The organism is Nocardioides hwasunensis (assembly GCF_014779665.1).
Taxonomy (GTDB): Bacteria; Actinomycetota; Actinomycetes; order Propionibacteriales; family Nocardioidaceae; genus Nocardioides; species Nocardioides hwasunensis.
Window position 1 is genome coordinate 147896 of sequence record NZ_JACXYY010000007.1, and the last position, 26672, is coordinate 174567.

24 protein-coding genes are annotated in these 26672 nt (G+C 72.3%); 19 read left to right on the forward strand and 5 right to left on the reverse strand.

Features of this window, described 5'->3' with window-relative positions; translation table 11 throughout:
* Positions 1-13: 13 nt before the first annotated feature.
* The 4 genes from IEZ25_RS17090 to IEZ25_RS17105 are packed head-to-tail and all read left to right on the forward strand — an operon-like array spanning position 14 to position 1957.
* Positions 14-589, forward strand: coding sequence for a hypothetical protein (locus IEZ25_RS17090; protein WP_191200657.1), 576 nt, complete (start codon positions 14-16; stop codon positions 587-589).
* A complete protein-coding gene (locus IEZ25_RS17095; RefSeq protein ID WP_191200658.1) occupies positions 586-903 on the forward strand; it encodes a hypothetical protein in 318 nt (105 codons plus the stop codon). The genes IEZ25_RS17090 and IEZ25_RS17095 overlap by 4 nt, the downstream gene beginning before the upstream one ends.
* Positions 896-1639, forward strand: a complete 744-nt coding sequence (locus IEZ25_RS17100; RefSeq protein ID WP_191200659.1) for a hypothetical protein — start codon at positions 896-898, stop codon at positions 1637-1639. The genes IEZ25_RS17095 and IEZ25_RS17100 overlap by 8 nt, the downstream gene beginning before the upstream one ends.
* A 27-nt stretch (positions 1640-1666) precedes the next feature.
* Positions 1667-1957: a hypothetical protein gene (locus IEZ25_RS17105; RefSeq protein WP_318152293.1), complete on the forward strand. Its 291-nt coding sequence runs from the start codon at positions 1667-1669 to the stop codon at positions 1955-1957.
* Position 1958: 1 nt separating this feature from the next.
* Here IEZ25_RS17105 and IEZ25_RS17110 read toward each other — a convergent pair whose 3' ends face one another.
* A complete protein-coding gene (locus IEZ25_RS17110) occupies positions 1959-2324 on the reverse strand; it encodes a YciI family protein (protein WP_191200661.1) in 366 nt (121 codons plus the stop codon).
* A gap of 244 nt (positions 2325-2568) precedes the next feature.
* Between IEZ25_RS17110 and IEZ25_RS22330 the strand changes: the two genes are divergently transcribed.
* From IEZ25_RS22330 to IEZ25_RS17125, 3 genes are read left to right on the forward strand one after another with little or no spacing between them, the layout of a single operon-like run.
* The gene (locus IEZ25_RS22330) at positions 2569-4434 is read left to right on the forward strand and encodes an alpha/beta hydrolase family protein (RefSeq protein WP_191200662.1); all 1866 of its coding nucleotides are present in this window, start codon (positions 2569-2571) and stop codon (positions 4432-4434) included.
* A complete protein-coding gene (locus IEZ25_RS17120; protein ID WP_191200663.1) occupies positions 4427-5338 on the forward strand; it encodes an alpha/beta fold hydrolase in 912 nt (303 codons plus the stop codon). The genes IEZ25_RS22330 and IEZ25_RS17120 overlap by 8 nt, the downstream gene beginning before the upstream one ends.
* A complete protein-coding gene (locus tag IEZ25_RS17125) occupies positions 5335-6453 on the forward strand; it encodes a M20 family metallopeptidase (RefSeq protein WP_191200664.1) in 1119 nt (372 codons plus the stop codon). The genes IEZ25_RS17120 and IEZ25_RS17125 overlap by 4 nt, the downstream gene beginning before the upstream one ends.
* A 2-nt stretch (positions 6454-6455) precedes the next feature.
* On the opposite strand, the gene IEZ25_RS17130 is transcribed toward IEZ25_RS17125, so the two are convergent.
* Positions 6456-7175, reverse strand: a complete 720-nt coding sequence (locus IEZ25_RS17130; protein WP_191200665.1) for a TetR/AcrR family transcriptional regulator — start codon at positions 7173-7175, stop codon at positions 6456-6458.
* Positions 7176-7339: 164 nt separating this feature from the next.
* On the opposite strand from IEZ25_RS17130, the gene IEZ25_RS17135 reads away from it, so the two are divergent.
* The 10 genes from IEZ25_RS17135 to IEZ25_RS17180 all read left to right on the forward strand — a co-directional run bounded on the left by IEZ25_RS17135 (position 7340) and on the right by IEZ25_RS17180 (position 17622).
* Positions 7340-9058, forward strand: a complete 1719-nt coding sequence (locus IEZ25_RS17135) for an ABC transporter substrate-binding protein (RefSeq protein WP_224749183.1) — start codon at positions 7340-7342, stop codon at positions 9056-9058.
* Positions 9059-9101: 43 nt separating this feature from the next.
* Complete coding sequence (locus tag IEZ25_RS17140) at positions 9102-10070, forward strand: ABC transporter permease (RefSeq protein ID WP_191200666.1); 969 nt, start codon at positions 9102-9104, stop codon at positions 10068-10070.
* Positions 10067-10966 carry an ABC transporter permease gene (locus tag IEZ25_RS17145; protein WP_191200667.1) on the forward strand — a complete coding sequence of 300 codons (900 nt, stop codon included), beginning with the start codon at positions 10067-10069 and terminating at the stop codon, positions 10964-10966. Before IEZ25_RS17140 ends, IEZ25_RS17145 begins: the two co-directional genes overlap by 4 nt.
* Complete coding sequence (locus IEZ25_RS17150) at positions 10963-12000, forward strand: ABC transporter ATP-binding protein (RefSeq protein ID WP_191200668.1); 1038 nt, start codon at positions 10963-10965, stop codon at positions 11998-12000. Before IEZ25_RS17145 ends, IEZ25_RS17150 begins: the two co-directional genes overlap by 4 nt.
* A complete protein-coding gene (locus IEZ25_RS17155; protein WP_191200669.1) occupies positions 11993-12964 on the forward strand; it encodes an ABC transporter ATP-binding protein in 972 nt (323 codons plus the stop codon). Before IEZ25_RS17150 ends, IEZ25_RS17155 begins: the two co-directional genes overlap by 8 nt.
* Positions 12965-12991: 27 nt before the next feature.
* The gene (locus IEZ25_RS17160) at positions 12992-14086 is read left to right on the forward strand and encodes a tartrate dehydrogenase (protein WP_191200670.1); all 1095 of its coding nucleotides are present in this window, start codon (positions 12992-12994) and stop codon (positions 14084-14086) included.
* 156 nt (positions 14087-14242) lie between these two features.
* Positions 14243-15403, forward strand: a complete 1161-nt coding sequence (locus tag IEZ25_RS17165; RefSeq protein WP_191200671.1) for a S1 family peptidase — start codon at positions 14243-14245, stop codon at positions 15401-15403.
* Positions 15404-15518: 115 nt separating this feature from the next.
* Complete coding sequence (locus IEZ25_RS17170; RefSeq protein WP_191200672.1) at positions 15519-16166, forward strand: nitroreductase family protein; 648 nt, start codon at positions 15519-15521, stop codon at positions 16164-16166.
* Entirely contained in the window at positions 16163-16639 is a 477-nt protein-coding gene (locus tag IEZ25_RS17175) for a glutathione peroxidase (RefSeq protein ID WP_191200673.1), read from the forward strand. Before IEZ25_RS17170 ends, IEZ25_RS17175 begins: the two co-directional genes overlap by 4 nt.
* Positions 16639-17622 (forward strand): hypothetical protein, encoded by a 984-nt coding sequence (locus IEZ25_RS17180; RefSeq protein WP_191200674.1) that lies wholly within the window; start codon positions 16639-16641, stop codon positions 17620-17622. Before IEZ25_RS17175 ends, IEZ25_RS17180 begins: the two co-directional genes overlap by 1 nt.
* Here the strand turns inward: IEZ25_RS17180 and IEZ25_RS17185 are convergent.
* A complete protein-coding gene (locus IEZ25_RS17185) occupies positions 17619-17903 on the reverse strand; it encodes a GNAT family N-acetyltransferase (protein ID WP_191200675.1) in 285 nt (94 codons plus the stop codon). The two genes, IEZ25_RS17180 and IEZ25_RS17185, sit on opposite strands and share 4 nt — an antisense overlap.
* A gap of 51 nt (positions 17904-17954) precedes the next feature.
* Here IEZ25_RS17185 and IEZ25_RS17190 point away from each other — a divergent pair, with 51 nt between their 5' ends.
* Positions 17955-19334, forward strand: a complete 1380-nt coding sequence (locus IEZ25_RS17190; RefSeq protein ID WP_191200676.1) for an NAD-dependent malic enzyme — start codon at positions 17955-17957, stop codon at positions 19332-19334.
* Positions 19335-19488: 154 nt separating this feature from the next.
* On the opposite strand, the gene IEZ25_RS17195 is transcribed toward IEZ25_RS17190, so the two are convergent.
* Positions 19489-21576 (reverse strand): MMPL family transporter, encoded by a 2088-nt coding sequence (locus IEZ25_RS17195; RefSeq protein WP_191200677.1) that lies wholly within the window; start codon positions 21574-21576, stop codon positions 19489-19491.
* A gap of 105 nt (positions 21577-21681) precedes the next feature.
* Here IEZ25_RS17195 and IEZ25_RS17200 point away from each other — a divergent pair, with 105 nt between their 5' ends.
* On the forward strand, positions 21682-22176 hold the full coding sequence (locus tag IEZ25_RS17200; protein WP_318152294.1) for a MarR family winged helix-turn-helix transcriptional regulator: 495 nt from the start codon (positions 21682-21684) through the stop codon (positions 22174-22176).
* A gap of 168 nt (positions 22177-22344) precedes the next feature.
* Here the strand turns inward: IEZ25_RS17200 and IEZ25_RS17205 are convergent, their stop codons facing one another.
* Positions 22345-26637, reverse strand: coding sequence for a LamG-like jellyroll fold domain-containing protein (locus tag IEZ25_RS17205; protein WP_191200678.1), 4293 nt, complete (start codon positions 26635-26637; stop codon positions 22345-22347).
* Positions 26638-26672: the final 35 nt, after the last annotated feature.

The window sequence follows — 26672 nt, forward strand, 5'->3', positions numbered from 1 at the left end:
GGGGGAGGAATCGATGGACGACCTGATGAGCAGGGCCGAGCGGCTGCGCGCGAGCGTGTCACGCCTCGGCGCTGCTGCGACGAGGGCGAACGGTCCCCTCGCCGCGGCCACCGCCGAACGCGCCGGCGTCACCGTCCGGGTCGACCGGTCCGGCACGGTGCAGGGCGTCGAGGTCGCACCGGGCTGGCAGCACGAGGTCCCCCCGCCCCGGCTCGGTGAGCACGTGCGCGAGGTCCTCGACGAGGCCTGGGCGCTCCAGCTCGGGGAGCTCGTCGACCCACGCACCGCACCGGACGCGTACGCCGCTGCCTCGCCGCGACCCGCGGGCGACCCCCTGGACGTGCTGCACGAGCTCAGCGAGCGCCTCGCCCACGTCGACGTCGCCACCGACCCGTCCGAGCCGGACGTGCCCGCGCTCCGCGCGTCGACCGCGCACGTCACCGGTCGTCACGACGGTCGCATCACGCTCGAGGTCGACCCCGGCTGGCTCGGCGACGCCACCAGCGCCGAGATCTCGGCCGAGCTGACCGAGGTGCTCGGCGAGCTCACCAGGTCGCACCACGGGCCCGCGTGGGGAGAGGACGCATGAACGTCGTCGCGGTGAGGTCCGCGATCCTCTCCGACACCGCCCAGTGGCGCAGCGCGGCCGTCCGGACCGACGCCTGTGCCGGCGTGGTGGCCGACACGACCATCCCGCCGCACCAGTTCCAGGGCCTGTGGCTGCCGCCGGTCGTCGAGTACGGCCACCTCAAGGACTGGTTCGCGGACCTCCTGCGCCAGGCGGCCGCGCAGTCGCACGGGGTCGCGGCCGCGCTCGAGGAGGTGCTCCACGAGCTCGAGGACGTCGACGCCGAGGTGATGGAGCAGTTCGTCCGGCTGTGGATCGGACGCGACCGTGGGTGACGACCCGACCCAGGCCACCGCGCTCGCCGTGATCGACGGCGGCCTGCGCCTCATCAGCGGGATGGACGTGGCCATCACCGGCGCGCTCCACCGCTCGACCCCGCCCCTCCCGCCGTTCGTGCTGGCGCAGTGGCGCGCGGTCGCCGCGGAGCTCCACGGATTCGTCTCCGACCTCCGCGCGGAGGTCGTCGCGACGGGGGACACCTGGACGATCCGCGGCGCCGCGGACCAGTGGGCGACGATGGCGGGCATCCTCAAGGCCGCGGCCGCGGAGATCGACGCGGACCAGCTGGCCGCCGACGACGGGTTCGCCGGGGCGGCGGCGAGTGCGTACCGCGACGCGGCGCCGGCCCAGCGCGACGCCTACGCCTGGGCGTTCAAGGACGTCGCCGACCGCGTCGCGGGCGAGCTGGACGAGCTGGCCGACCTCACCGGCGAGTACCTCGCCGCCGCGGCCACCTGCGCCTTCGAGCTGGCCCTGGCCTGCGTGACCCTGGGCCGCTCGCTGACGGGGGTGTCCTTCGCCCAGCAGCTGGCTCAGGTCGCCGGCTTCGCCGCGGGCGCTCGCAGCAGCATCGAGACCTGGCTCACCGTGCTGCTGGAGTTCTCCGACCACAGCGGTGACATCGCGATGAGGTGGCTCGAGCTGCGTCAGGACACCAGCCTGTCCGTCCTGCCCGGCGGGAGCTGGCCGAAGGCCGTGGTCCCGGGCTTCGACCGCACGAGCGGACCCTGAGCCCACCGGCCTGTCATGCTCGACGGCGTGAGCGAGCCCGGTGACGACGAGAAGTGGCTGGTGGTCGACGGCCGGCGCTGGCGGCGTACGGACCCGGCGATCCCGGAGGCCGAGCTCGCCCGCCTGAAGTCGCACCTGGGCCGCGGCAGGTCCGGCGTGCGCATGGCGTCGTCCGACGCGGAGCTGGAGGCGACCCGGCACCGGACGCAGCTGGCGAAGGTCGGCCTCGGCGAGCGCGGCACCCCGTGGTGGGAGCAGACCGACTCCCAGCGGCGGGAGCGCTGGGAGTCGGCGCTGGCGGAGCTCGACGGGCTGTGAGTCAGCCGAGGCCGTCGAACGATCGGACCTCGACCTTGCCGCGGCACGCGGCCGAGCCCTCGGCGGCGAGCCGGAGCGCGGTGTCGAGGTCGGGCACGTCGACGATCCAGAAGCCGGCGAGCAGCTCCTTGGACTCCAGGTAGGGGCCGTCGGTCACGACCGGGGCGTCGCCCTGACCGTCGACGACCTTGGCCTCGGTGGCGGCGCGAAGGCCGCCGGCGAAGACCCAGTGGCCGTCGGCCCTGAGCTGGTCGTTGAACCTCTCGGTGGCGGCGAAGGCCTCGTCCCGGTCCTCCCGGGACGGGTAGCCCCCGAGCTCGGGATCCAGGTCGGCCGCGCCGTGGACGGTCATCAGGTACTGCGACATGGCGGTGCTCCTCTTCTCGTGGGTGATTCGATCAGGCGGCGGTGATCTGGCGGAAGAGGTCGTCGTCGACGACCTTGGGAAGGGTTTCTCACCCACTCCACGAACGGATGGGAGCAGATCCGACAGGTGCGACCGGAGAAGTTCGAGCGAGTTAGTCAGGAGCACTGACTGCTCAACTGACAATGACCCTTGCGTCCGGTCGCGGGCTGGGGTTGACTCGCCCCAGCCGATCCGAGGAGGCCGCGTGCCAGATCCCCAGCTCACCAGGTGGTTCCCGAGTGGTGCCGTGCTCACCGCGCGTGCGGCGTCGGGTCCTGCGGGGCTGTGCCTCGTGGTCGAGGACGGGCCCGAGCACGGCATCGGTCGGGTGCTCGACCTGCGCACGCTCGAGCTCGGTCCCGTCCTGCCGTTCGCAGTCGGCTTCGACTCACTGCTCTCCCCGGACGGGTCGTGGGTCGTGGGCCTCGACGACGACGGTGGCAGCGAGGTCGGTGGCCTGGTCGCCCGGAGCGTGGACGGCACCGAGGTGCGGCCCCTCACCGACCGGGCGCCGTTCGTCCTACGCGGCCTGGAGTACGCCGCCGCCGGCGCGCACCTGCTGGCCACGATCGTCGACGAGGACGGTCACCACCTCCTCCACGTGCCGGTGGCCGACCCGTCAGCCGCGTCCGTGCTGTTCAGCTCGCCCGAGGAGAGCTGGTTCGGCCACCTCTCGGCCGACGGCACGCTCGCCTGCGCCGACACGACCGACCACGTCCCCGGCGTACGACGTCCCGCGGTGAGCGTCGTCGACGTCACCACCCGCCGCGTGGTCGCCGTCGCCGACGACCTCCCGGACGGCGGTCCAGTGCGCGCCGTGCGGTTCTCGGCCACGCCCGGGGACCCGCGGATCCTGCTGGCCACCGAGCGCAGCGGCTTCGCTCGCCCTGCCCTCTGGGACCCGATGAGCGGGGAGCGGCGTGACTACGAGCTGCCCGAGCTCGAGGCGGACGCGATCGTCCTGGACTGGCACGCGGAGACCGGCACGATCCTCGTCGTCGACGCCCTCCCGGGCCGCCACCGCCTCCTCGCGGTCGACGAGCACTCGGGCGCGGTGCGGGTGCTGCGCGACGAGGGGGGCAGCGTCTGCGAGCCCGACGTCGCCTCGGTCTTCCCCCACTACGCCCAGTCCTTCCTGGCCCCCGACGGCCGGGTGGTCGTGCTCGCCTCGTCCTGGACGACACCCCTGCACGTCGAGGTGACCGACGGCGCCGAGACCCGGGTCGTCGTGCCGCCCGTCGAGGTGCCGGCCGGGATCCCGCTGGCGTCGCAGCTGGTCGACAGCGCGGACGGGACGCCGGTGCAGCTCTGGTGGGCGGTGCCCGACGGCCCGCCCCGCGGCACGATCCTGCAGATCCACGGCGGCCCGAACCTCGTCACCTTGGACCGCTTCCACCCTGACGTCCAGGCCTGGCTGGCGAGCGGCTTCGCCGTCGGCTGCCTCAACTACCGCGGCTCGGTGACCTTCGGGCGGACCTTTCGCGAGGGCTTCTGGGGCGTCGGCGGCGACCGCGAGATCGAGGACGTGGAGGCTGCGCTCGACTGGCTGCGCGGCCGCGGCCTGGCCGACCCTGCATCGACGTTCATCACCGGTGCGTCCTACGGCGGTCACATGAGCCTGCTGTCGGTGGGCCGGCTCCCCGACCGCTTCGCCGGCGCCCTCGCGATCGTCGCCATGGCCGACTGGGAGGCCGCGTGGGACGAGATGAACCCGGCGCTCCGCAAGACCTGGACCAGCTTCATGTCGCTCGCCCCCGACGGGTCGTTCGACTCCTCGCGGATCGACGAGACCCTGAAGCGCTTCTCCCCGATCAACCACGTCGACCGGGTGCGCGCCTCGGTCTGGCTGCACCAGGGCAGTCGCGACACCAGGACCCCGCCGTCACAGGCGCGCAGCTACGGCGACCGGCTGCGGGCGGCGGGTGGAGACGTGCTGGTCGAGTGGTTCGACGCAGGCCACGAGCCGACCGGCAGCGAGGCGGCCCGGCACGAGTGTGACCGGCTCCTCGAGCTCGTCGAGGCACGCCTCGTCGGCACCGCGTGGCGCGACCTGGACGGGCTCGATGGCTGACGTCGGGGCGGACGACCTCGGGGTCGACGGGCTCGCGCACCGGCGGATCGAGCGCGACGGCGTCGGCATCGCCACCTGGTCCGGCGGCAGTGGTGACACCGTCGTGCTGTTGCACGGCTATCCGCAGACCTCCCACATGTGGCGCCACCTCGTGCCCGCGCTGCTGGAGGACCACCACGTGGTCCTCGCCGACCTCCGCGGCTACGGCGCGTCCGACGCACCAGAGCCCGGCCCCGGCGATGCGTCGTACGCCAAGCGCGAGATGGCTGCCGACGTCGCCCTGGTGCTCGACACGCTGGGCGTCGACTCGGCCCACCTGGTGGGCCACGACCGCGGAGGGCGGGTGGTGCACCGCTTCTGCCTGGACTTCCCCGAGCTGGTGCGGACCGCTGCGGTGCTCGACATCGTGCCGAGCCTCCACATGTTCGAGCACGTCGACCGGGCGATGGCCGAGGCCTACTTCCACTGGTTCTTCCTCGCCCGTGGCGGCGGCCTGCCCGAGACGCTCCTGCGGGCCGACCCCGACACCTGGATCCGCAGCAGGTTCGCCGGTCGGCACCGCGACGGCTTCGTCTTCGAGGAGTCCGCCGTCCAGGCGTACGCCGACGCGTTCCGGCGCCCGGGTGTCGTCGAGGCCACCTGTGCCGACTACCGCGCGGCCGCGGGCATCGACCTCGAGCACGACCGCGCGGACCGCGAGGCCGGCCGCACTGTGCAGAGCCCGCTGCTCGTGGGGTGGGGGACGAGCGGCTACGTCGGCCGGTCGTTCGCCGTGCCCGAGGTGTGGTCGGGCTTCGCCGCCGACGTGCATCCCGCTCCGATCGAGGCGGACCACTACGTCGCGGAGGAGAACCCCGCGGCGACGCTGGCCGCGCTCGACGACTTCTGGACGGTGACCCGATGACGACCGACGAGGCACGCGTGCTCGACCGGCTGGAGCGGCTGGTCTCGATGGAGACCCCGTCCGGTGACGCCCCGCGGCTCGACGCGCTCCACGACGTCGTCGGCGGGTGGGGCGCCGAGGTGCTCGGCCGCAGGCCGGAGCGGGTGGTCGTCGAGGGCGTGCCCCATCTGCTGTGGCGCGCGACCGACGAGCCCTCCGTCCTGCTGCTGGGGCACCTCGACACCGTCTTCCCGGCCGGCACCACGGAGCGTCGTCCGTTCCGGGTGGACGACGGCCGCGCATCCGGGCCCGGGGTGTTCGACATGAAGGCGGGGGTGGTGATCGCCCTCGAGGCGCTGGAGCGGGTCGCCCGTCCGGAGCGGGTCGCCCTGCTGCTGACCGGCGACGAGGAGGTCGGCTCGGTCACCTCGCGCTCACTGATCGAGGAGGTGGCGAGGACGGCGGCTGCCGTCCTCGTGCTGGAGCCCAGCCTCGCCGGCGCCCTCAAGGTGGGCCGCAAGGGCGGCAGCTTCTACCACCTGGACTTCCACGGCCGGGCCGCGCACGCGGGCCTCGAGCCCGAGCGGGGCCGCAACGCGCTGCTCGAGCTCGCCCGGTGGGCGCTCGAGCTGCCCGGGCTGGCCAACCACGACCTCGGCACGACCGTGACCCCGACCGTGGCGTCGGCCGGCACCACCGTCAACGTGGTGCCCGACCGAGCCACGCTCACCGTCGACGTACGCGCGACGACGCTCGACGAGCAGACCCGCGTCGACGAGGCCGTGCGCGCGATGGTCGAGCGGCACCGCGGCGCGAACGGCGTCGACGTCCACGTGGACGGGGGCATCAACCGCCCCCCGCTGGAGACGTCCGGCTCGGAGGCGCTCGTCGCGCTGTGCCGGGGGGAGGCTCGACGGCTGGGGCTCGCGGAGCCCGACGCGGTGTCCGTGGGCGGGGCGTCGGACGGCAACTTCACCGCGGCCCTCGGCATCCCGACGCTCGACGGGCTCGGGCCGAACGGCGACGGCGCCCACGCCGAGCACGAGTGGGTGGAGGTCTCCTCGATCGGGCAGCGAGCCGCGATCGTCGGGGGGATGGTCGACGTGCTGACCGGCGTCCGCGTCCCGGAGGAGTGAGGTCAGTCCTCCTGCGCGGACCCACCCTCGGCCGCGATGCGGGCCGCGACGGACTCGATGAGCATCTCCACGCCCTGGCCGAACAGCCCGGGATCGCCGATGCTGAGCAGCTTGTCCGACGTCCGCGCGATGTTGGGGAACTCCTCGGCCGAGAGCTGGCGGTACTCCACCGTCCAGGCCAGCTCGTCCATCGTGCGGGTCTTCTCGGGAAGCGCGTGGAGCGAGGCCTCGAGCGCCGAGACCGCGCGCGTGAAGTTGCCGAAGACGCGGGTCGCCACGACCGCCGACTCGTCGTCGAGGCCCGCGCGGCGGAAGGCGTCGAGGGCGAACTCGACGTTCTTGAACTCGGTGGGCCGGCGCGTCGTGCGGGCGGCCATCTGAAGGGCGAGCCCGGGATAGCGCAGGTAGTGCTCGTGGATCAGTCGCGAGATCAGTCGGAGGTCCTCGCGCCAGTCGCCGGTCGAGACCAGGTCGGCGCCGTAGGACTTGCCGCGCAGCGAGTCGATGAGTTCGAGCACGAGCTCGTCCTTGTCGCGGAAGTGCCGGTAGATCGAGGTGGAGTGCGCCTGCAGCTCCTCGCCGAGGGCGCCGAAGGTGAGGCCCTCGAGGCCGTCGCGCTCCGCGATCTTCTCCGCCGCCGCGATGATCACGGACCGGCTGAGGCTGTCGCGTGGACGACGCTTCTTCGTCGTCGTGGTGCGGGACGGTTTCGCGCTTGCCATGGCATCCATCTCTGTCGTGGTCGGACCGGGCGAGCGTAACTCACGCTCGCAGTCAGTCTCGTTGACTATCAATGTGCCTACAACCATTGCTAACCGGTGTCCGACCGTCCTAGCATGCCGCTGTCCGGCGGAGTCCGAGCCGCCGCTCCACCCAGGAGGTGCGCATGTCGCGCAACCCACGTCCTTCGGTTGGTCAGCAGGCGCGCGGCAGGCGGCGGGCCTCGGTCCTCGCGGCCGCCCTCGCGGCGATGCTCGTCAGTGCGTGCTCCAGCGGCGGCGCCGGCGCGCCGCAGCAGGACTCGGCCGACATCCCGGTCGCCGACGGTGGCGAGGTCGTCATCGGCGCCGAGCAGGAGCCGGACTGCGCCGATTGGCTGGGCACCTGCTCGGGGTCCATCTGGGGCTCCTACATCATGCAGATCACCACGGTGCCGGTGGCGTTCAACACCCGCCGCGAGGGCGAGGACTGGGCCCCGGTCGCCTCCTCGCTGCTGGCCGCGGAGCCCACCTCGGAGGTCAGGGGCGGCAAGCAGGTCATCACCTACGAGATCAACCCCGAGGCGGTCTGGTCTGACGGGACGCCGATCACCTCCGCCGACTTCGAGTACACCGCGCTGGAGATCCGCGACGGGAAGGACATCCTCGACAAGTCCGGCTACGACAAGATCGAGAAGATCCAGACGCCCGACGACGCCACCGTCGTGCTCACGCTCGACGAGCCGTACGCCTCCTGGAAGCAGTTCTTCAGCTCCTCCTACGGCGTGCTGCCCTCCCACCTGCTGAAGGGCAAGGACCGCGACGCACTGATGAAGGACGGCTACGACTGGAGCGGCGGCCCGTGGCTGATCGACGAGTGGAAGCGTGGCACCTCGGTGACCCTCGTGCCCAACCCGGAGTGGTGGGGGGAGAAGCCGCACCTCGACAAGGTCACCTTCCAGTTCATCGGTGACACCGCCGCTGCCTTCCAGGCGCTGAAGAGCGGCCAGGTCGACGCGCTCTACCCCAGCCCCCAGCTCGACGTGATGAGCCAGATCGAGTCCGGCATCCCCGGCACCCGCTCCGAGGCCGACGCCCAGACCGGCAACCTCGAGGCCATCTGGCTCAACAACTCCGCCTTCCCGTTCGACTCCGAGGCCGTCCGGCAGGCGCTGGCGTACTCCATCGACCGCAAGGCGATCGTCACCCGGCTCTTCGGGGCCCTCGACATCACCGAGCCGGCGCAGTCGTTCTTCACGCCCCTGCTCAGCCGGTTCGGGGAGTCCGACTTCGACCGCTACACCCTCGACCTGGACAAGGTCGACGAGCTGATGACCGGTGACGGCTGGGCCAAGGACTCGTCGGGCACCTGGGCCAAGGACGGCCGCACCGCGACGTTCGCCGTCGAGACCCTGGCCGGCAACAAGCGTCGCGACCTGACCCTGCAGATCCTCCAGGACCAGCTCGCCACCGCCGGCTTCGAGATGACGATCAACGCGACGACCCCGGCCGACCTCTTCGGCAAGACCGCGCCCAACGGTGACTTCCAGGCCGCGCTCTACACGCTGATCGACACCTTCCCCGAGCCGCTGAACCTGTCGTCGACCCTCAAGTCGACGAACGCACCGTCGGAGGCCAACGGCTTCTCCGGGATCAACTTCGGCCGGGTCGACATCCCCGGGCTCGACGACGTGCTCGACCGCATCGACAGCGACACCGACGAGGCCGCGCGGGTCGCGGCGTCGAAGGAGGCCGACCAGCTGATCGCCGAGGCGGTGCCCGCGGTCCCGATGGTGGCGGTGCCGAACGTCCTGCTGTGGAGCGAGAAGCTTGCCGGGCCGATCGCGATCAACCCCTCGGAGGGTCCGTTCTGGAACCTCGAGGCCTGGGGCCTGGCCGAGCAGTGACGGGCGAGGACGAGCGCATGCCGGAGCAGCGAGGAGGTCGCCCGTGATCGCGTACGTCGTGCGGCGCCTGCTGCTCTCGGTCCCGATCGTCCTCGTCGCGTCGTTCGTCCTCTTCGTGGCGGTCCGCGCGACCTTCGACCCGCTCGCCAAGCTCCGGCAGTCGCGCGACCCGGGCGTGATCGCGCGGGAGACCGAGCGGCTGGGCCTCGACCGCGGGGTGCCCGAGCAGTACGCCCTGTGGCTGAAGGGGATCGTCACCGGCAACTGGGGCGTCAGCGCGCGCACCGGCGAGGACGTCCGGACCGTGATCCTCTCCGCGCTCGGACCCACCCTCCAGCTCATCGCGTGGGGCATCCTCTTCGCGGTCGTGATCGCCGGCGCGATCTCGGTCTACTCCGCGACCAGGCAGTACTCCGCGGGTGACCACGTGCTCACCACGCTGAGCTACGTCGGCATCGCGCTGCCGGCGTTCTGGTTCGGCCTGGTCCTGATCCAGCTGCTCGCGGTCCTGCCGCGCCAGTGGTTCGGCCTCGACCAGCCACCGCTCTACTTCGTGGGCCTGCACTCGCCGGGCGAGACCGGCTTCAACGCGGACTACCTCAGGCACCTCGTGCTCCCGGTGCTCACCCTCACCATCACGCTGGTCGCCTCGTGGAGCCGCTTCGGCCGGGCCTCGATGCTCGACGCGCTCTCCAGCGACTACGTCCGCACCGCACGCGCCAAGGGTGTCCCGCGCCGGCAGGTGATCCTCCGCCACGCGGCCCGCAACTCGCTCGCACCGTTCGTCACGGTGGTCGCGCTCGACGGCGCACTCCTCTTCGGCGGCCTCATCGTGACCGAGCAGATCTACTCGGTCCCCGGGATGGGCCGGCTGTTCCTCGACTCGCTGCTGACCGGCGACGTCTTCGTCCTCCTGCCCTGGATGCTGGTCGTGGCGATCGCCGTCGTGTTGTGCAACCTCGTCGCCGACGTCGGCTACGCCCTGCTGGACCCGAGAGTGAGGCTGCGATGAGTGCCGACATGGGCACGGCCGCCCAGATCGCCGACGTCGCCCCGGCGCAGGTGTCCGGGACGCGCGAGGTGCTGCGCCGGTTCGTCCGGCACCGGCTCGCCGCGGTCGGCACCGTCGTGCTGCTGCTCCTCGTCGTGGCGTGCTTCGGCGCGAGCTGGGTCGCTCCCTACGAGCAGGGCGCCCAGGACCTCGTGCTCGGCCCGACAGGCCCCTCGGCGCAACACCTCCTGGGCACCGACGAGCTCGGTCGCGACTACCTCACCGAGCTGCTCTTCGCCGGGCGCATCTCGCTGGCGATCGGCTTCTTCGTGGCGATCTTCGCCACCGTCCTCGGGACGGCCGTCGGCGCCGTCGCCGGCTATCGCGGCGGAGCGCTCGGCGAGCTGATCATGCGGGTCACCGACCTGTTTCTCATCGTCCCCGGCGTGGCGATCCTCGCGCTCGCGCTCGAGGGCCTGGGCTCCTCGCCGACCACCATCGTGCTGGTGCTCGCCGGCATCAGCTGGACCTACATCGCCCGTGTGGTGCGCTCGCAGGTGCTGTCGCTGCGGGAGAAGGAGTTCATCGAGGCGGCCCGCGTGGTCGGAGCGTCGACCACGCGGATCCTGGTGCGCCACATGCTGCCCAACCTCGCTGGACTCATCGCGGTCAACATCTCGCTGGCCACGGCGACGGCGATCATCGTCGAGTCGACGCTGAGCTTCCTGGGCTTCGGTGTGCAGCCCCCGCGCACCAGCTGGGGCAACATGCTCAGCCAGGCGGCCGGCCTGGTCGGCACCGAGCAGGTCTACCTCCTCTACTTCCCCGGCCTCTTCATCCTCGTCACCGTGCTCGCGGTCAACTTCGTCGGCGACGGCCTGCGCGACGCGCTCGACCCGCAGGGGAAGCAGCTGTGAGCGCCCCCGTCCTCGCGGTCGACGACCTGCGCGTCGTCTTCGACACCGACCGCGGCCCGGCGCTGACCATCGACGGCGTGAGCTTCGAGGTCCGCGCAGGGGAGACCGTCGGGATCGTCGGCGAGTCGGGCTCGGGCAAGAGCACCACCTCGCTCGCCGTGATGGGGCTGCTGCCGCGCAACGCCCAGGTCACCGGATCGATCCGGCTCCAGGGACGCGAGCTCCTCGGCCTCGCCGACGACGAGATGCGCGAGCTCCGCGGCAACCGGGTCGCCATGGTCTTCCAGGACTCGCTGGCCGCGCTCAACCCGGTGGTCTCCGTCGGCGACCAGCTCGCCGAGGCGGTGCGGGTGCACCGCCCCGGGACCCGGCCGTCGGTCCTGCGCGCCCGGGCGATCGAGCTGCTCGAGCTCGTCGGCATCCCCTCGCCGCAGACGCGCGTGGACCGCTACCCCCACGAGTTCTCGGGCGGCATGCGCCAGCGTGCGGTGATCGCCATGGCGGTCGCCAACGAGCCGAGCCTGATCATCGCCGACGAGCCCACGACCGCGCTCGACGTGACCGTCCAGGCGCAGATCCTCCAGGTGCTGCGCGACGTCCAGACCGCGACGGGCACCGCGATCATGCTGATCACCCACGACCTCGGCGTCGTCGCGGGCGTCGCCGACCGGGTGCTGGTGATGTACGCCGGCGGGCTGGTCGAGCAGGGCTCGGTGGAGCAGGCCTTCTACGAGCCCAGCCACCCCTACACCCGCGGGCTCCTCGCCTCCCTGCCCCGGACCGACCGGCGCAGCCGCGACGAGCGCCTGTTCCAGATCGCCGGCCAGCCGCCGCGGCCGACCGCCCTTCCGCCGGGCTGCCGCTTCGGGCCGCGTTGCGGGTTCTTCCAGGCCGATCCGTGTGCGACCACCGCCCCGCCCGCGGTGCCGGTGGGCACGGGGCACGTCGCCGCCTGCCACTTCGTCGACCGGGTCATCGCGACGCCGGTCGACGCGACCTCGAGCGACGCGAGGGATCGGGGCACCGATGACTGACGCCCTGGTCATCGACGACCTCGTCACCGAGTACCCGATCCGCGCAGGCGTGCTCGGCCGCACCGTGGGCGCCGTGCAGGCCGTCGCCGGCGTGTCCCTCCGCATCGGCCACGGGCGCACGTTCGGCCTCGTCGGCGAGACCGGCTGCGGCAAGAGCAGCCTGGGCCGCAGCGTCGTACGCCTCGTGGAGCCGACGTCGGGGCGCGTGCTGATCGGCGGCGACGACGTCACCGCCCTGGGCGAGCGCGGCTTCCGCGCGGTCCGCCGCCGGGTGCAGCTCGTGTTCCAGGACCCCTACGCCTCGCTCAACCCGCGGATGACCGTCGGCGCGATCGTCGGAGAGCCACTCGTCATCCACGGCCTCCGTCCCGGCGCTCGCGCGGATCGGGTCCGGGAGCTCCTGGAGCTCGTCGGGCTCGACGCCGACCACGCCTCACGCCACCCGCACGAGTTCTCCGGCGGCCAGCGCCAGCGCATCGGGATCGCCCGGGCGCTCGCGGTGGAGCCGGAGGTGCTGGTGCTCGACGAGCCGGTCAGCGCCCTCGACGTCAGCGTGCAGGCCGGCGTGCTCAACCTGCTCGACGACCTCCAGCGCGAGCTGGGCCTGACCTACCTCTTCATCGCCCACGACCTCGGCGTGGTGCGCCACCTCAGCCACGAGGTCGGCGTGATGTACCTCGGCCGCATCGTCGAGCAGGGACCGGTCGACGCGCTCTACGAGCGGCCGCTGCACCCCTACACGCAGGCGCTGCTGTCCGCGGTCCCGATCCCCGACCCGCGCATCGAGCGCACCCGCGAGCGGATCGTGCTCACCGGCGACGTGCCCAGCCCGGTCGACCCGCCCTCGGGCTGCCGGTTCCGCACCCGCTGCTGGAAGGCCACCGAGGTCTGCGCGGAGGTCGTGCCGGAGCCGCGGCTCGTCGACGAGCGGCTGGTCGCCTGCCACCACGTCGAGACCACCTGAGTCGACCATCACCTCTCGAGGAGAGACATGTCCCAGTCGCGCCCGCACCGCATCGCCGTCATCCCCGGAGACGGGATCGGCCAGGAGGTGGTGCCAGAGGGCCTGCGGGTGCTGCGCGAGGCCGCCAGCCGCCACGACGTACCTCTCGAGCTCGAGGAGTTCGACTTCGCCTGCGCCGACTTCTACGTCCGCACCGGCGCGATGCTGCCCGACGACTGGTTCGAGACGCTGTCCGGCTTCGACGCGATCTTCTTCGGCGCCGTCGGCTGGCCCGAGGTGGTGCCCGACCACGTGTCGCTGTGGGGCTCGCTGCTGCAGTTCCGCCGTCGCTTCGACCAGTACGTCAACCTCCGCCCGTGCCGACTCGTGCCCGGCGTGCCCAGCCCGCTCGTCGGGCGAGAGCCCGGAGACGTCGACTTCCTGGTGGTGCGGGAGAACACCGAGGGCGAGTACTCCAGCATCGGCGGCCGCGTCTTCGAGGGCACCGACCGCGAGGTCGTGGTGCAGGAGACGGTGATGACGCGCACCGGTGTGGACCGGGTCCTGGAGTACGCCTTCGAGCTCGCCAGCTCACGCCCGGAGCGCCACCTCACGTCGGCGACCAAGAGCAACGGCATCTCGATCACCATGCCCTACTGGGACGAGCGGGTCGCCGAGGTCGGCGCGCGCTATCCGGACGTGCGCCGCGACCAGTTCCACATCGACATCCTGGCGGCCAACTTCGTGCTCAAGCCCGACCACTTCGACGTCGTCGTCGCGAGCAACCTCTTCGGCGACATCCTCTCCGACCTCGGCCCGGCCTGCACCGGGACGATCGGCATCGCGCCGAGCGCCAACATCAACCCGCCGCGCGACTTCCCGAGCCTCTTCGAGCCGGTCCACGGGTCGGCACCCGACATCGCGGGTCAGGGCATCGCCAACCCGGTCGGCCAGATCTGGTCGGCCGCGATGATGCTCGACCACCTCGGCCATCCCGAGGCCGGTGCCGCGGTCGTCCGGGCGATCGAGGACGTGCTCGCGCTCGGCCCGGACGGCGCGCCGCTGACGCCCGACATGGGTGGCTCGGCGACCACTGCGGACCTGGGCGCCGCCATCGCCGCGCAGGTGGGCGCGGGAGCCTGACCGGACCCGACGCGCCGCAGGGATCCTCCGGACTCCGGCGATTTGCCTCGTTGACCTGCGCGAACGGGTCTTCCTAGGTTGGAGGTGGCCTCGCACGAGGCTGACACGACAACCTCTCTCTCGGGCTCTGCAGGAGGTCCCATCATGTCCAGATCCATGTCCACGTCACGACTCACGCGCGCGTCCCTCGGGGTCGCCACCCTCGCCGCCGCCGCTCTCGGGCTCGGCGCACTCACGGCGCCGACCGCGACCGCGGCTCCGGACGACCCGGCGCCGAGGATCGACCGCTCGGCCGTCTCTCCCGGCCTCGTCGCCGCGATGAAGCGCGACCTCGGCCTCGACGCCGGCCAGGTCCGCGCCCGGCTGAGGACGGAGGCGAAGGCGCCCGCCACCGCCAAGAGGCTGCAGAAGAAGCTCGGCTCGTCCTACGCCGGCTCGTGGATCGCCGACGGTGCCACGAAGCTCACGGTGGCGACCACCGACCGGCGCGAGGCGGCCGCGATCCGCAAGGGCGGCGCCCGCGCCGTCGTCGTACGCCACAGCGAGGCCGACCTCACCGCCGACCGCGAGGCGCTGGACTCCCGCGCCGGCAAGGCGTCCGAGGCGATCCATTCGTGGTACGTCGACGTCGCGACCAACTCCGTCGTGGTGACCGCCGCGCCGGGCGCGCAGCAGCAGGCGCGGGCCTTCGCCGAGCGCAGCGGTGCCGGCAGCGTGCGTGTCGAGACCTCGACCGAGGCGCCCCGCACGGTCGCCGACATCCGCGGTGGCGACGAGTACGTCATCAACGGCGGCACGCTCTGCTCGGTCGGCTTCGCGGTCGCGGGCGGCTTCGTCACCGCCGGCCACTGCGGTGGCGTCGGAGCGCAGACCAGCGGCTTCGGACAGGCCCAGGGCGTCTTCGAGGGCTCGTCGTTCCCGGACAACGACTACGCGTTCGTGCGGACGAACGGCAACTGGGTCTCCCAGCCGTGGGTCTACAACTACGACGGTGCCGCCGTGCTCGTCTTCGGCTCGCAGGACGCGGCCGTCGGCAGCTCGGTCTGCCGCTCGGGCCGGACCTCGCAGTGGACCTGCGGCACGCTCCAGGGCCGCAACGAGACGGTCAACTACGGCGGCGACACCGTCTACGGCCTGTCGCGGATGAGCGCGTGCGCGAACCCCGGTGACTCCGGCGGCTCGGTCATCTCGGGCAACCAGGCCCAGGGCGTCACCTCCGGCATCGCCGGCGGGTGCGGCTCGTCGAACCCGCAGACCTGGTTCCAGCCGGTCAACGAGATCCTCGACGCCTACGGTCTCTCGCTGACCACCGGCTGAGGCACTTCCGTAGACGCGCGGACCTTGGTCTTTCCCCGCCGCGGGCGCCACGCTCGGCTCGCGTGGAGGGGGACCACCGATGTCCGCGCGTCTGCGTGTGGGCATACTCGCCGCCATGGATCAGCACGCCCCCCAGCCCGGTGCGGAGGGTCTGGCCGAGCCGCTGCGCTCGCGCTGGAGCCCGAGCGTGTACGACGACTCCCACCGGCTCACCTCCGAGGAGGTCGAGACCCTCCTGCGCGCCGCCCAGTGGGCGCCGAGCCGGGGCAACAGCCAGCCGTGGACCTTCTTCGTCTGCGAGCCCGGCACCCCGCAGCACGACGCGCTCGTCGCGACCCTCACCCGCGGCAACGCCGGCTGGGTCCCGCGGGCCTCGCTCGTCCTCGTCTCCGCCGCGCACGTGCGCACCGCCGAGGAGCCGGAGTCCGAGCAGGCCAGCCCCTTCGCGCTCCACGACGTCGGACAGGCCGCCGCGCACGTCACCCTCCAGGCGCGGGCGATGGGGCTGCACGCCCACCAGTTCGCCGGCTTCGACCACGACGCACTCGCCGAGGCGCTCGGCGTGCCGGCCACCCACGACCTGCTCGCCGGCATCGCGGTCGGGGTGCTGGGCGACCCCGAGGACGTCGACGAGCGCACCGCGGCACGCGACGACCGCGACCGCGTGCGCAGGCCGTTGGCCGAGTGGGCCTTCGCCGGCCGCTTCGGGGACGCCTGGATCGCCGGTGGCGCGGCCGGGGGAGTGGCAGACTCGCAGCCATGACCTCTCTCTCCGACTTCTCGGCGGCCTCGATCGACGGCACCGACACCGACCTCTCGCAGTACGACGGCAAGGTCGTGCTCGTCGTCAACACCGCCTCCCAGTGCGGCTTCACCGGGCAGTACAAGGGGCTCCAGGAGCTCCAGGACTCCTACGCCGACCAGGGCCTGGTGGTGCTCGGCTTCCCGTGCGACCAGTTCGGCGGGCAGGAGCCCGGCTCCGAGGAGGAGATCTCGGACTTCTGCGAGAAGAACTTCGGCGTGACCTTCCCGCTGTTCTCCAAGGTCGAGGTCAACGGCGACGGTGCGCACCCGCTCTTCGCCTGGCTGAAGGACTCCAAGGGCGGGATGCTCGGCAGCAAGATCAAGTGGAACTTCACCAAGTTCCTCGTCGGCCGCGACGGACAGGTCATCGACCGCTACGCCCCGACGACCGAGCCGGCCAAGCTGTCGAAGGACATCGAGAAGGCGCTCTGATGCGTGCCGGCGTCGTCACCGTGGCGGTCCTCGCCGCGCTGGCGGCGTCGGTGGCACCGGCGTCCTCCTCGCCCCCGGCGGAGTCGGCCCCGCGCGCGGCCGGAACCGTGATCGGCACCGGCACGCCCGGTTCGTGCACGTCCGCTCAGGTCGTCCGGGCCGTCGCGAAGGGCGGCACGATCACCTTCAGCTGCGGTCCCGACCCCGTCGTGATCGCGATGGAGAAGACCGCCAAGGTGGTCAACACGTCTGCCCGGGTCGTCCTCGACGGGGGCGGCAAGGTGACGCTGAGCGGCCAGGGCCAGCGCCGGATCCTCTACCTGAACACCTGCGACAAGGCCCAGGTCTGGACGACGTCCCACTGCGACGACCAGCCCGAGCCGAGGCTGGTGGTCAAGCGGATGCGCTTCGCCGACGGCAACGCGAGCCGGGAGGAGGACGGGGGCGGCGCGATCTTCGTGCGCGGTGGCCGGCTGCGGATCCTCGACTCGAGCTTCGTCGACAACCGCTGCGTCCGCACCGGTGCCGACGTCGGTGGCGGCGCCGTGCGGGTCTTCGACCAGCACCGCGACAAGCCCGTGGTCGTCAAGCGCTCGACCTTCACCGGCGGCCGGTGCAGCAACGGCTCCGCGCTCAGCAGCATCGGCGTCTCGTGGAGGATCTCCGACTCGACCTTCACCGACAACCGCGCGCTCGGACGCGGCGCCAACCCGTCGCGGCCCGGCACGCCCGGTGGCGGCTCGGGCGGCGCGATCTACCTGGACGGCAACGACATCCACCTCACCGTCACCGGCTCCGAGCTCACCGGCAACCGGGCCCGCGAGGGCGGCGGCGCGATCTTCTTCGTGTCCAACGACCGCACCGGCACGCTGACCATCGACGGGTCACGGCTGATCGGCAACCCGAGCGCCGGCTTCGAGACGATCCCGGGGATCTTCTTCCTGGGCGCCAGCCGGTCGATCAGCGACAGCGTGGTGCGCTAGCCGGCCCGGACCAGGTCGGCGTACTCCGGGTGCTTGGTGATGTACGCCGCGACGTAGGGGCACGACGGCACCACGGCCAGCCCGCGGGCGCGGGCGTCGTCGAGAGCACCGCGAGCCAGCGTCGAGGCGTGGCCCTGACCGCTGAACGCCGGCAGCACCTCGGTGTGCACCAGGGTGATCACGCCGTCGCGGAGCCGGTAGTCAATGAGGCCGACGAGCTCGCCGTCCGAGCGCAGCTCGTAGCGCTGCCGGTCGGGTGCGTCCGCGAACTCTGTGGCCACAACCCCGAGCGTACTTGCCCGTAACCCCACCGGGGCGAGAAGGTTCGGGGCATGGCAGCAACCGCATCGTCGTACTCGATCACCATGCGGTTGTACACCGCTCCCGACCACAGCGTCGTCGGCGCCGTCGCGACCACCATCGCGACGAACGGCGGTGTCGTGACCGCGATCGACGTCACCGAGTCGCGCCACGACCGGCTCGTCGTCGACGTGACCTGCTCGGCCGCCGACGCCGCGCACTCCCAGGAGCTGGTGGCCGCCGTCGACGAGGTCGAGGGCGTGACGGTCCACAAGGTCAGCGACCGGACCTTCCTGCTCCACCTCGGCGGCAAGATCTCCGTCGAGTCGAAGGTGCCGCTGCGCACCCGCGACGACCTGTCGATGGCCTACACCCCGGGCGTGGGTCGCGTCTCGATGGCGATCCACGACAACCCCGAGGACGTCCGCAAGCTCACGATCAAGGGCAACTCGGTCGCCGTGGTCACCGACGGCTCGGCCGTGCTCGGCCTCGGCAACATCGGGCCCGGCGCCGCGATGCCGGTGATGGAGGGCAAGGCCGCGCTGTTCAAGCGGTTCGCCGACATCGACGCCTGGCCGATCTGCCTGGCCAGCCAGGACACCGACGAGATCGTCAAGGCCGTCGAGATGATCGCCCCGGGCTTCGGCGGCATCAACCTCGAGGACATCGCCGCCCCGCGGTGCTTCGAGATCGAGGCCCGGCTGCGCGAGTCGCTCGACATCCCCGTCTTCCACGACGACCAGCACGGCACCGCGATCGTGGTGCTCGCCGCGCTGACCAACGCCCTGCGCTGCGTCGAGAAGCAGCTCGCCGAGGTGCGCATCGTCGTCTCCGGAGCGGGGGCCGCCGGCACCGCGATCGTCACCCTCCTGCTGGCCGCCGGCGCGAAGGACGTCGTCGTGGTCGACCGCTTCGGCGCGCTCTCGGCCGACGACGAGTCGCTCTCGCCCGCCCACCGCGACCTCGCCGCCGCCACCAACCCGCGCCGCGCCGCCGGCTCGCTGCAGGACGTGCTCGCCGGTGCCGACGTCTTCATCGGCGTCTCCGCCCCCGGCATCCTCAAGGCCGACTGGCTGCCGACGATGGCCGAGAAGCCGGTCGTCTTCGCGCTCGCGAACCCCGACCCGGAGATCGACCCCGCCGAGGCCGACAAGCACGCCGCCGTGGTGGCGTCGGGTCGCTCCGACTACCCCAACCAGATCAACAACGTGCTGGCCTTCCCCGGCGTCTTCCGCGGTCTCCTCGACGCCGGCGCCTCCGAGGTCACCGTCGACATGCTGCTGCGCGCAGCGCAGGCCATCGCCGACACGGTCAAGCCCGAGGAGCTGCACCCGGCGTTCATCATCCCGAGCGTCTTCCACCCCGACGTGACCAAGCGCGTCGCCTCCGCGATCAGCGGCCGCGAGGCCTGACCGCGCTCGCCGCCCGCCGGGTCGGCGTACGGCCTCGTTGGCGGCGCGGCGACCTCACGAGGGTTTCGCGAACATCTGGTGCCGTGCACGCCCCCGGTAGTTCGGGTTCCCCCGCAGAGGCGGGGGATCGAGGGGCAGCAGGGGCACCCGAGCCTCAGGCCCGGTGCTCCGGGGTCGCCCGCACCTTCCGCGGCCACCAGAACGTCTCGCCGAGGGTGAGCGCGAGCGCCGGGACCAGCACGGTGCGTACGACGAGGGTGTCGAGCAGCACGCCGACGAAGATGATCGCGCCGAGCTGCGCCAGCACCACCAGGGGCAGCACGCCGAGCACCGCGAAGACCGCGGCGAGCAGCACGCCCGCGCTGGTGATCACGCCGCCGGTGGCGGTCAGCGCGCGCAGCATGCCGGCGCGGGTGCCGTGCTCGGCAGCCTCCTCGCGGGCTCTGGTGCAGAGGAAGATGTTGTAGTCGACGCCGAGCGCGACGAGGAACAAGAACGCCAGGAGCGGCACGCCGGAGTCCATCGCCTCGAAGCCGAAGACCGACTGGAAGAGCCACCACGACGCGCCCATCGCGGCGGCGTACGTCGCCACGACCGTGGCCACGAGCAGCAGCGGCGCGACGATCGAGCGCAGCAGCAGGAGCAGCGCGCCGAGCACCAGCAGCAGGATGAGCGGCAGGATCATCAGCCGGTCGCTGGCGGCGTAGTCCCCCTCGTCGATCGCCTCGGCGTCACCGCCCCCGACGTGGGTGTCGTCGAAGTCGGTCACCGCGGAGCGGACGTCGGTGACGACCGCGGCCGCCGCGTCGCTGCCGGGAGCGGCGTCGGGCACGACGTCGATGCGCGCCACGCCGTCGCCGCTCGCGGTGATCCGGGCAGACGTGGTGTCGTCGACCTTCTCGACGGCGGCGAGCACCTTCTCGGGGTCGGCGCGGGTGATGACCTGGACCGGGTCGGTGGTGCCCGCCGGGAACGACTCGGCGAGCCGCTGGGCCGCGGTGATCGCCTCCGGCTCCTGGAGGAACTGGTCGGCCGGGTCGAGGCCGGTGCTGATCGAGAAGGTGCCGCTCGCCAGCACCGCGAGGCCCGCGATCGTGGCGACGACGAAGGTGCGCGGGCGACGCGCGACGGCGTTGCCGACGCGGTGCCAGATCGAGTTCGAGTCGACGAGCACGGTGTCGCCGACGCGGGGCACGCGCGGCCAGAAGACCCAGCGGCCGAAGAGCACCAGCGCGGCGGGCAGCACGACGAGCGCGAAGGTCGCCGCGATCAGCACGCCGACCGCGCACGCGACGCCGAGGCCGCGGGTGGTCGGGATGGCGGACAGCAGGAGGGTGAGCAGGCCGAGCACGACGGTGGTCGAGCTGGCGAGCACCGCCTCGAAGGTGCGCGACAGCGCGTGGGCCATCGCGACGTGGCGCGACTCGGTGGTGCGCAGCTCGTCGCGGTAGCGCGAGATCAGCAGCAGGGCGTAGTCGGTGCCGGCACCGAAGACGAGCACGCTGAGGATCCCCACCGTGGACTCGTCCCACGCGAGGCCGGTGAGCTCGAGGACGTTGGTGGCGATGATCGCGGCGAACCGGTCGGCGATGCCCACCACGGTCAGCGGCACGAGCCACAGCACCGGGCTGCGGTAGGTGATGATCAGCAGGATCGCCACGATCGCGGCCGTCGACAGCAGCAACCGGAGGTCGGCGCCGTCGAAGACCTGGCCGATGTCGGCCTGGATCGCCGCCGGGCCGGTGACCTGCACCTCGACCCCGTCGGGTGCGTCCGCGCGCAGCTGGTCGCGCAGGTCCTCGATCTTGTCGATGTTGTCGGTGTTGGACGACGCGACGACCGGTACGACGGCGAGCGCCGCGGTCCCGTCGTCGGAGACCATCAGCGGCGGCCCACCCTGCTGGTCGCCCCCCTGCGTCCCGGACTGCTCGCCGGCCTGCTCGAGGAGCGCGGTCGTCTGCTTGGTCACCGCCTCGACGTCGGACTGCGACAGCTTGCCGTCGGCGGTCCACAGCACCAGCGCGACCTGGGCGTCGTCGTCGGGCAGCTGCTCGGCGAGCTGGACGGCCAGCGTGCTGTCCGCGCCCTTCGGCAGCGTGTCGGTCGCCTTCGCGTCGTGCTCGCCCTCGGGCAGGAAGCCGATCGCCAGCACGGCCAGCAGCAGGGGGACGATCGCCACCAACCACGCCGTGCGACGTCCGGTGACGAAGCGCGCGGGAGCGGGGGACTGGTGACCGGGCACGGGAGTTCCTTAGGATCAGTCGTTCAGCAGGTAGATTGCTAATTAAGTTAGCGACTCCGCCGGGCGACCGCAAGCCGGCGGACAACCCGAGGATTCCCCCGACACGTGGCCGACCGACAGAGCGAGGAGGAGACGATGACCGACCAGCAGCCGGCGCAGGGCTGGGACGAGTCCGCGACCCTGACCGCCCTGCGCGAGCTGGTCACGACGGGCGCGCGCGTCAACCACGTCGTCGCCCGGCGCGCAGGCCTCAGCGACACCGAGCTGGTCACCCTCGAGCACCTCAGCCGCGAGCAGATCGGCCCGGCCGAGGTCGCCCGTCGGCTCGAGGTCTCGACGGCCGCCGCGACCGGCATCGTCGACCGGCTCGTCTCGCGCGGCCACGTCGAGCGGCAGCCGCACGCGGCCGACCGACGGCGTACGCAGCTGGTGCTGACCGACTCCGGCCGGCGCGAGGTCGTCTCGCACCTGATGCCGATGTTCATCGGCCTCGACCGGCTCGACCGCGGGTTCACCGACGAGGAGCGCGCGGTCGTCGAGCGCTACCTCCGCGGCGCCGCCGAGGCCTTCGAGCAGGTGCTGGAGACCGACGGCGACTGACGCGGGTGCAGCCCGGGCAGCCACACGTGTCCGAGGAATCGCCCTTGCGGGCACGTTTCGAGGGCGACATCGCGGACACGTGTGGGTAGGGGGACCCGGCTGCACCCCTGACGCGGATCGGGCGACCCCGGGCCGGAGCCCGGGGCCGCCCGATCCCTCAGGTCCAGGTCAGCGACGCACGCGGATCGTGCGGGTGACCTTCGTGCGAGCGAAGCCGTCGCTGGCGAGCAGCACGGCCTTGACGCGGTGCTTGCCGACGCGGAGCTTCGGCAGCCTCACCTTCACGGTGCCGTCGGCGCGGAGCTGGACCGCGTCGATCGCGCGGCGCCCGACCTTGACGACCACCGTGCCGGTCGGCACCGCGCCGGGCGCGGCGAAGGAGAGGGTCGCGGTGGCGCGCCTCGACGCCTTGACCTTCTTCTTCAGCTTCATGCGAGCCGAGGGCTTGACCTTGCCCACGACGGCCTCGGCGGAGGTGACGGCCACCGGCTCGCGATCCTCGGTGCGGGCCGCGACCCGGACCGAGATCCGGGCTCCGGCGTCCGCCGCGGTGACGACGTACTCACCCGACGTCGCGCCCTGGATCGGCGCGCCGTTGCGGAGCCACTGGAGCTCGAACGTCGCCCGGTCGGCGTTGTTCCACCGACCCTGGTCGGCGGTGACGAGCTGGCCGACGGCGAGGGTGCCGTTGACGGCCGGCCGTGCGGTGTTCACCGGCGCGGGCGCCCGCTCCACCGTCACCGTGCGGGTCGCGGCCGACTGGTTGCCGGCCTCGTCGGTCACCAGGTAGACGAGCTGGTAGCGCCCGGCGGTGGTGGTGTCGACCTGGCCCAGGACCGAGAGGCCCGCGGTGAGGTCGCCGTCGCGAATGTCGGTCGCCGTGACGCCGGCGAGCGGGTCGAACGCGGCACCGTGGGCGACGGTGTCCGCACCACTCAGCGTGATCACCGGCGCCTCGCGGTCGGCCACGCCGTCCGCGGTCGCGGTGAACACCGCCAGCTGGGACACCTGGCCCGGCAGCTCCTCGCCGCTCGTCGCGTCGCGGCTGACGGCCTGCCAGGCGTAGGTCTCACCGATCGTCAGACCGTCCCAGGTCACCGTCGCGGGCCAGCCGGAGCGCGCGGTGTCGGTGCCGATGACCTCGTCGGTCGGGTCGAGCACCACGAGCGCGTCGGTGGCGAAGCTGGTCGCGCGGTGCTGGAGCTGGATCGGCATCTTGAAGTCGTCCTCGGTGCCGTTGTAGCGGTTGCGGTCGTCGTACTCCGTCGCCCCGAAGTCGTCGAGGAACGGCGAGTAGGTGTCGACGCTCATCTCCGCGCGGTCCACGTCGAACTGCAGCAGCCGGAAGAACGCCGAGCCCATCTGCAGCAGGGTGTCCGGCTGGTTGGCTCCGACGCCGCCGAGGCCGACCTCGCCGGCGCGGACCTTGTAGAACTGGTAGTCGGCGAGCAGCTCGACGACGTGGTTGCCCGGGCGGCCGAGGTTCTTACGGACCTCGATGTTGACGCCGTGCTCGTGCCCGGAGAGCACCAGGAACACGTTGGGGTTCTCCTTGACGACCGCGTTGCGCACGCTCATGCCGTCGTACGACATCCCGCCGCCGCGCCCGTCCGGGTTGGTGCTCGGCGCGATGTAGGCGTGGGTGAGCACGATCGCGTTGCGGTCGGCGTACTGCTTGAGGACCTGGTCGGCCCACGCGGCCTCCTCCGGCGTCACTCCGAAGCCGAGGCTGACGACGACGAAGTCGAGGCCGCCCGCGCTGAAGAGCACGTAGTTGTTGGCGTTGTCGCCCGGCTTCCAGGGCTGGTACGACGCCTGCGAGGCGGCCCACCGCGGGTGCTGGGAGAGCGCGGCGTAGCGCTCGGGACCGAAGTAGTCGTTGTAGAGCGCGTCCGGGCCGTTGTCCTGGCCGTACTGGTTGTCGTGGTTGCCCGGGAGCACCGTGTTGACCAGCCCGGCGTCGTCGATGATCTTCTGCGCGGCCGAGGCCACCTCGTACTCCCGCATCGCCTTCGCGCGGTCGTCACCGATGTTGTGCCAGTTCTCCATGATGTCGCCGGTGTGGGCGGTGAAGGCGATCTTGCGCCGGTCGGTGTTGGCGACGATCCACTCGGTGATGTCGGTGTAGGTCTTGCGCCACACGTCGCGCTCCGCCTGGGTCGGCGGCTCGTCGGCGCCCTCGGAGAGGTACTGCGTGTCGGTGAGGTGGGCGAGGGAGAAGTCGTAGTCGTCGGGGTTCTCGAAGGACGGCTTCACCTGGTTCGGGATGTCGTCGGCGAACGGGTCCTCGCCGGTCACCATGATCGGTACGACGCCGTCGTGGCGGTGGCGCGGGCGCACGTCGGCGGTGAGGGTGACCGAGCCCTCGACCAGGCCGCGGGCGGTGGCGAGCGCCTCCCACGCCTGGCCGTTCCAGGCGCGCAGGGTGACGCTGCGGGTCGGGTCGACCGTGCCGGTCCAGCTGATCCGCTGGGCCTCGGCCGCGCTCACCGCCACGTCGTGGCGCTGGAAGGAGAGGCCGGTGGCCGACGGGCTGGTGACCAGCACGCCGTCGCCGGGCCGCATCGGGTCGGCGAGCGGCTCGGCGTCGGCGTGGTCGAACTCGCGCGTCGTCGGCAGCTGGTCGACCGTGCCCTGGAAGCCGCTGTCGGCGACCTTGGCCTCGGCGCGGACGAAGGTCGTCTCGACGTCGCCGCCGCTGGGGTGGGTGGCCACCGACGAGAGGGTGACCGACCCGGCCGACTGGCCGGTCTCGATGCCCCCGCCGACGGGGATGTTGCCCGAGGTGAAGCTCACCGACTCCTCGATCGGGCGCCCGAACACGTCGTTGCCGCGGAGGGTGAGCGTGTGCTCGCCGGCCCGCATGCCGGCCCCGACCTGGTCGCCGGGCCGGACGGTCGCGCCGTCGATCCGGTGCTCGGCCGTGCGGCCGACGGCCTCGGGCATGGAGGTCGCGACGGCCAGGGTCGTCGGGGTGGTGATCCGGCTGCCGGCGGCCGGGGTCGACGAGGTGATGGTCACCGGGGCGGTCGCGAGGCCGTCGGCGAGGACGTCGCGGCGCAGCGCGAGCACGTCGGTGCGGCTCACCGGCTCGGAGAAGACCCGGGCGCTCGCGACGGTGGCGGGCGCGAGGAGGTTCGCGCGGTTGTTGGTCGTCGCGTCGCCGCCGATGACCAGGTTGCGGGCGGTGACGTTGGGCGGCGGGGTCAGCGCGCCGGTCGTCGGCGCCTGCTTGGCCAGCACCCCGTCGACGTACAGGCTCGCCACCTGGCCGTCCCAGGTGCCGACCACGTGGTACCACCGGTCGGCCACGACCGGGACGTTGAGGTTGCGGTAGCTGCCGCCGATGTAGGGGTTGAACGACAGGTTGCTGCCGTAGAGCGTGATCGAGAAGCCACCGGCCTCCTTGGCGCCGCAGATGTTGCCGCGCTCCTCCCCGCTCGCGGGTAGGTCGGCGTCGTACGTGAAGGTGCACTCGACCGCGAAGCCGTCGACGAGTGCGTCGTACTGGTCGACGAGCGGGTAGATCAGGGCGGAGGTGCCGTCGAAGGCGGCGACGTCGCGGCCGAGCGGCGCGTCCGCGCGCACGACGGGCTCGTTCCACTCGGTGACCGGAAGGCCCTGCGCGCGGTCGGTCGCGGTGCCGTCGGCGAAGTCGACGTCCAGCACGTCGGCGTCGGGCGCCACCGGCTCGGCGACGGCGGCCGCGGCGAGGGCGGCGGCGTCGTCGGCGGTCAGCGCCGAGGAGAACACCCGCGCGGTGTCGATGGTGGAGGCGGCGAAGAAGCCGACGCCGTTGCTCGGCTGCGCGTCGGCGCCGAGCACGAAGCTCTGCGCGCCCGCCGACGGCGCCTTGAAGGCGCCGGTCGCTGCGGTCCGGGTGACCTCCCGGCCGTCGACGTAGAGCACCAGCGCGGAGCCGTCCCAGACGACCAGCGTGTGGTACCAGGTGCCGGCCTCCATCGGGAAGCGCACGTTCTTGTAGCCGCCGCCGATGTGGGCCATGAACCCGCCGCGGCCGCCGTTGACGTAGGTCGCGAAGCCGCCGGCCTCCTTGGCGCCGCAGAAGTCCTGCTCGCCACCACCGAGGTTGGTGCCGTCGTAGCGGAAGCTGCACTCGACGGAGAAGCCCGACGCCAGGGCGGCGTACTGCCCCTGCATCGGGTAGAGCGCGGCGTCGTCGCCGTCGAAGGCGTACGCCGTCCGGGCGCGGGCCGCGTCGGCCACGAGCTCCGGGTCGCCGAACAGGGTCGGCGCGAGGCCGCGGGCGCGGTCGGTCGCGGTGCCGTCGGCGAAGTCGATGTCGAGGACGTCGGCGACCGGCAGGGGCGCGGCCGCGGTGGCCGGAGCGAGAGTGGCCGGAGCGAGAGCGGCCGGCACGATGGCGAGGAGCGAGCCAGCGACGGCGACGGCGCTGGTGGCTGCCAGCATCCGGCGCGCGAGGGAGCGGTGGCGTGTCACGAGAGGGTTCCTGTTCGGGTCGATCCAGTAGGACC

Bases quoted from the DNA above. Each gene is read 5' to 3' on its own strand.
- IEZ25_RS17180 (WP_191200674.1), top strand. From the start codon at position 16,639: ATGCGTGCCGGCGTCGTCACCGTGGCGGTCCTCGCCGCGCTGGCGGCG.
- IEZ25_RS17120 (WP_191200663.1), top strand. From the start codon at position 4,427: ATGGCTGACGTCGGGGCGGACGACCTCGGGGTCGACGGGCTCGCGCAC.
- IEZ25_RS17130 (WP_191200665.1), bottom strand. From the start codon at position 7,175: ATGGCAAGCGCGAAACCGTCCCGCACCACGACGACGAAGAAGCGTCGT.
- IEZ25_RS17170 (WP_191200672.1), top strand. From the start codon at position 15,519: ATGGATCAGCACGCCCCCCAGCCCGGTGCGGAGGGTCTGGCCGAGCCG.
- IEZ25_RS17160 (WP_191200670.1), top strand. From the start codon at position 12,992: ATGTCCCAGTCGCGCCCGCACCGCATCGCCGTCATCCCCGGAGACGGG.
- IEZ25_RS17110 (WP_191200661.1), bottom strand. From the start codon at position 2,324: ATGTCGCAGTACCTGATGACCGTCCACGGCGCGGCCGACCTGGATCCC.
- IEZ25_RS17090 (WP_191200657.1), top strand. From the start codon at position 14: ATGGACGACCTGATGAGCAGGGCCGAGCGGCTGCGCGCGAGCGTGTCA.
- IEZ25_RS17135 (WP_224749183.1), top strand. From the start codon at position 7,340: ATGTCGCGCAACCCACGTCCTTCGGTTGGTCAGCAGGCGCGCGGCAGG.
- IEZ25_RS17190 (WP_191200676.1), top strand. From the start codon at position 17,955: ATGGCAGCAACCGCATCGTCGTACTCGATCACCATGCGGTTGTACACC.
- IEZ25_RS17125 (WP_191200664.1), top strand. From the start codon at position 5,335: ATGACGACCGACGAGGCACGCGTGCTCGACCGGCTGGAGCGGCTGGTC.
- IEZ25_RS17145 (WP_191200667.1), top strand. From the start codon at position 10,067: ATGAGTGCCGACATGGGCACGGCCGCCCAGATCGCCGACGTCGCCCCG.
- IEZ25_RS17155 (WP_191200669.1), top strand. From the start codon at position 11,993: ATGACTGACGCCCTGGTCATCGACGACCTCGTCACCGAGTACCCGATC.
- IEZ25_RS17175 (WP_191200673.1), top strand. From the start codon at position 16,163: ATGACCTCTCTCTCCGACTTCTCGGCGGCCTCGATCGACGGCACCGAC.
- IEZ25_RS17095 (WP_191200658.1), top strand. From the start codon at position 586: ATGAACGTCGTCGCGGTGAGGTCCGCGATCCTCTCCGACACCGCCCAG.
- IEZ25_RS17165 (WP_191200671.1), top strand. From the start codon at position 14,243: ATGTCCACGTCACGACTCACGCGCGCGTCCCTCGGGGTCGCCACCCTC.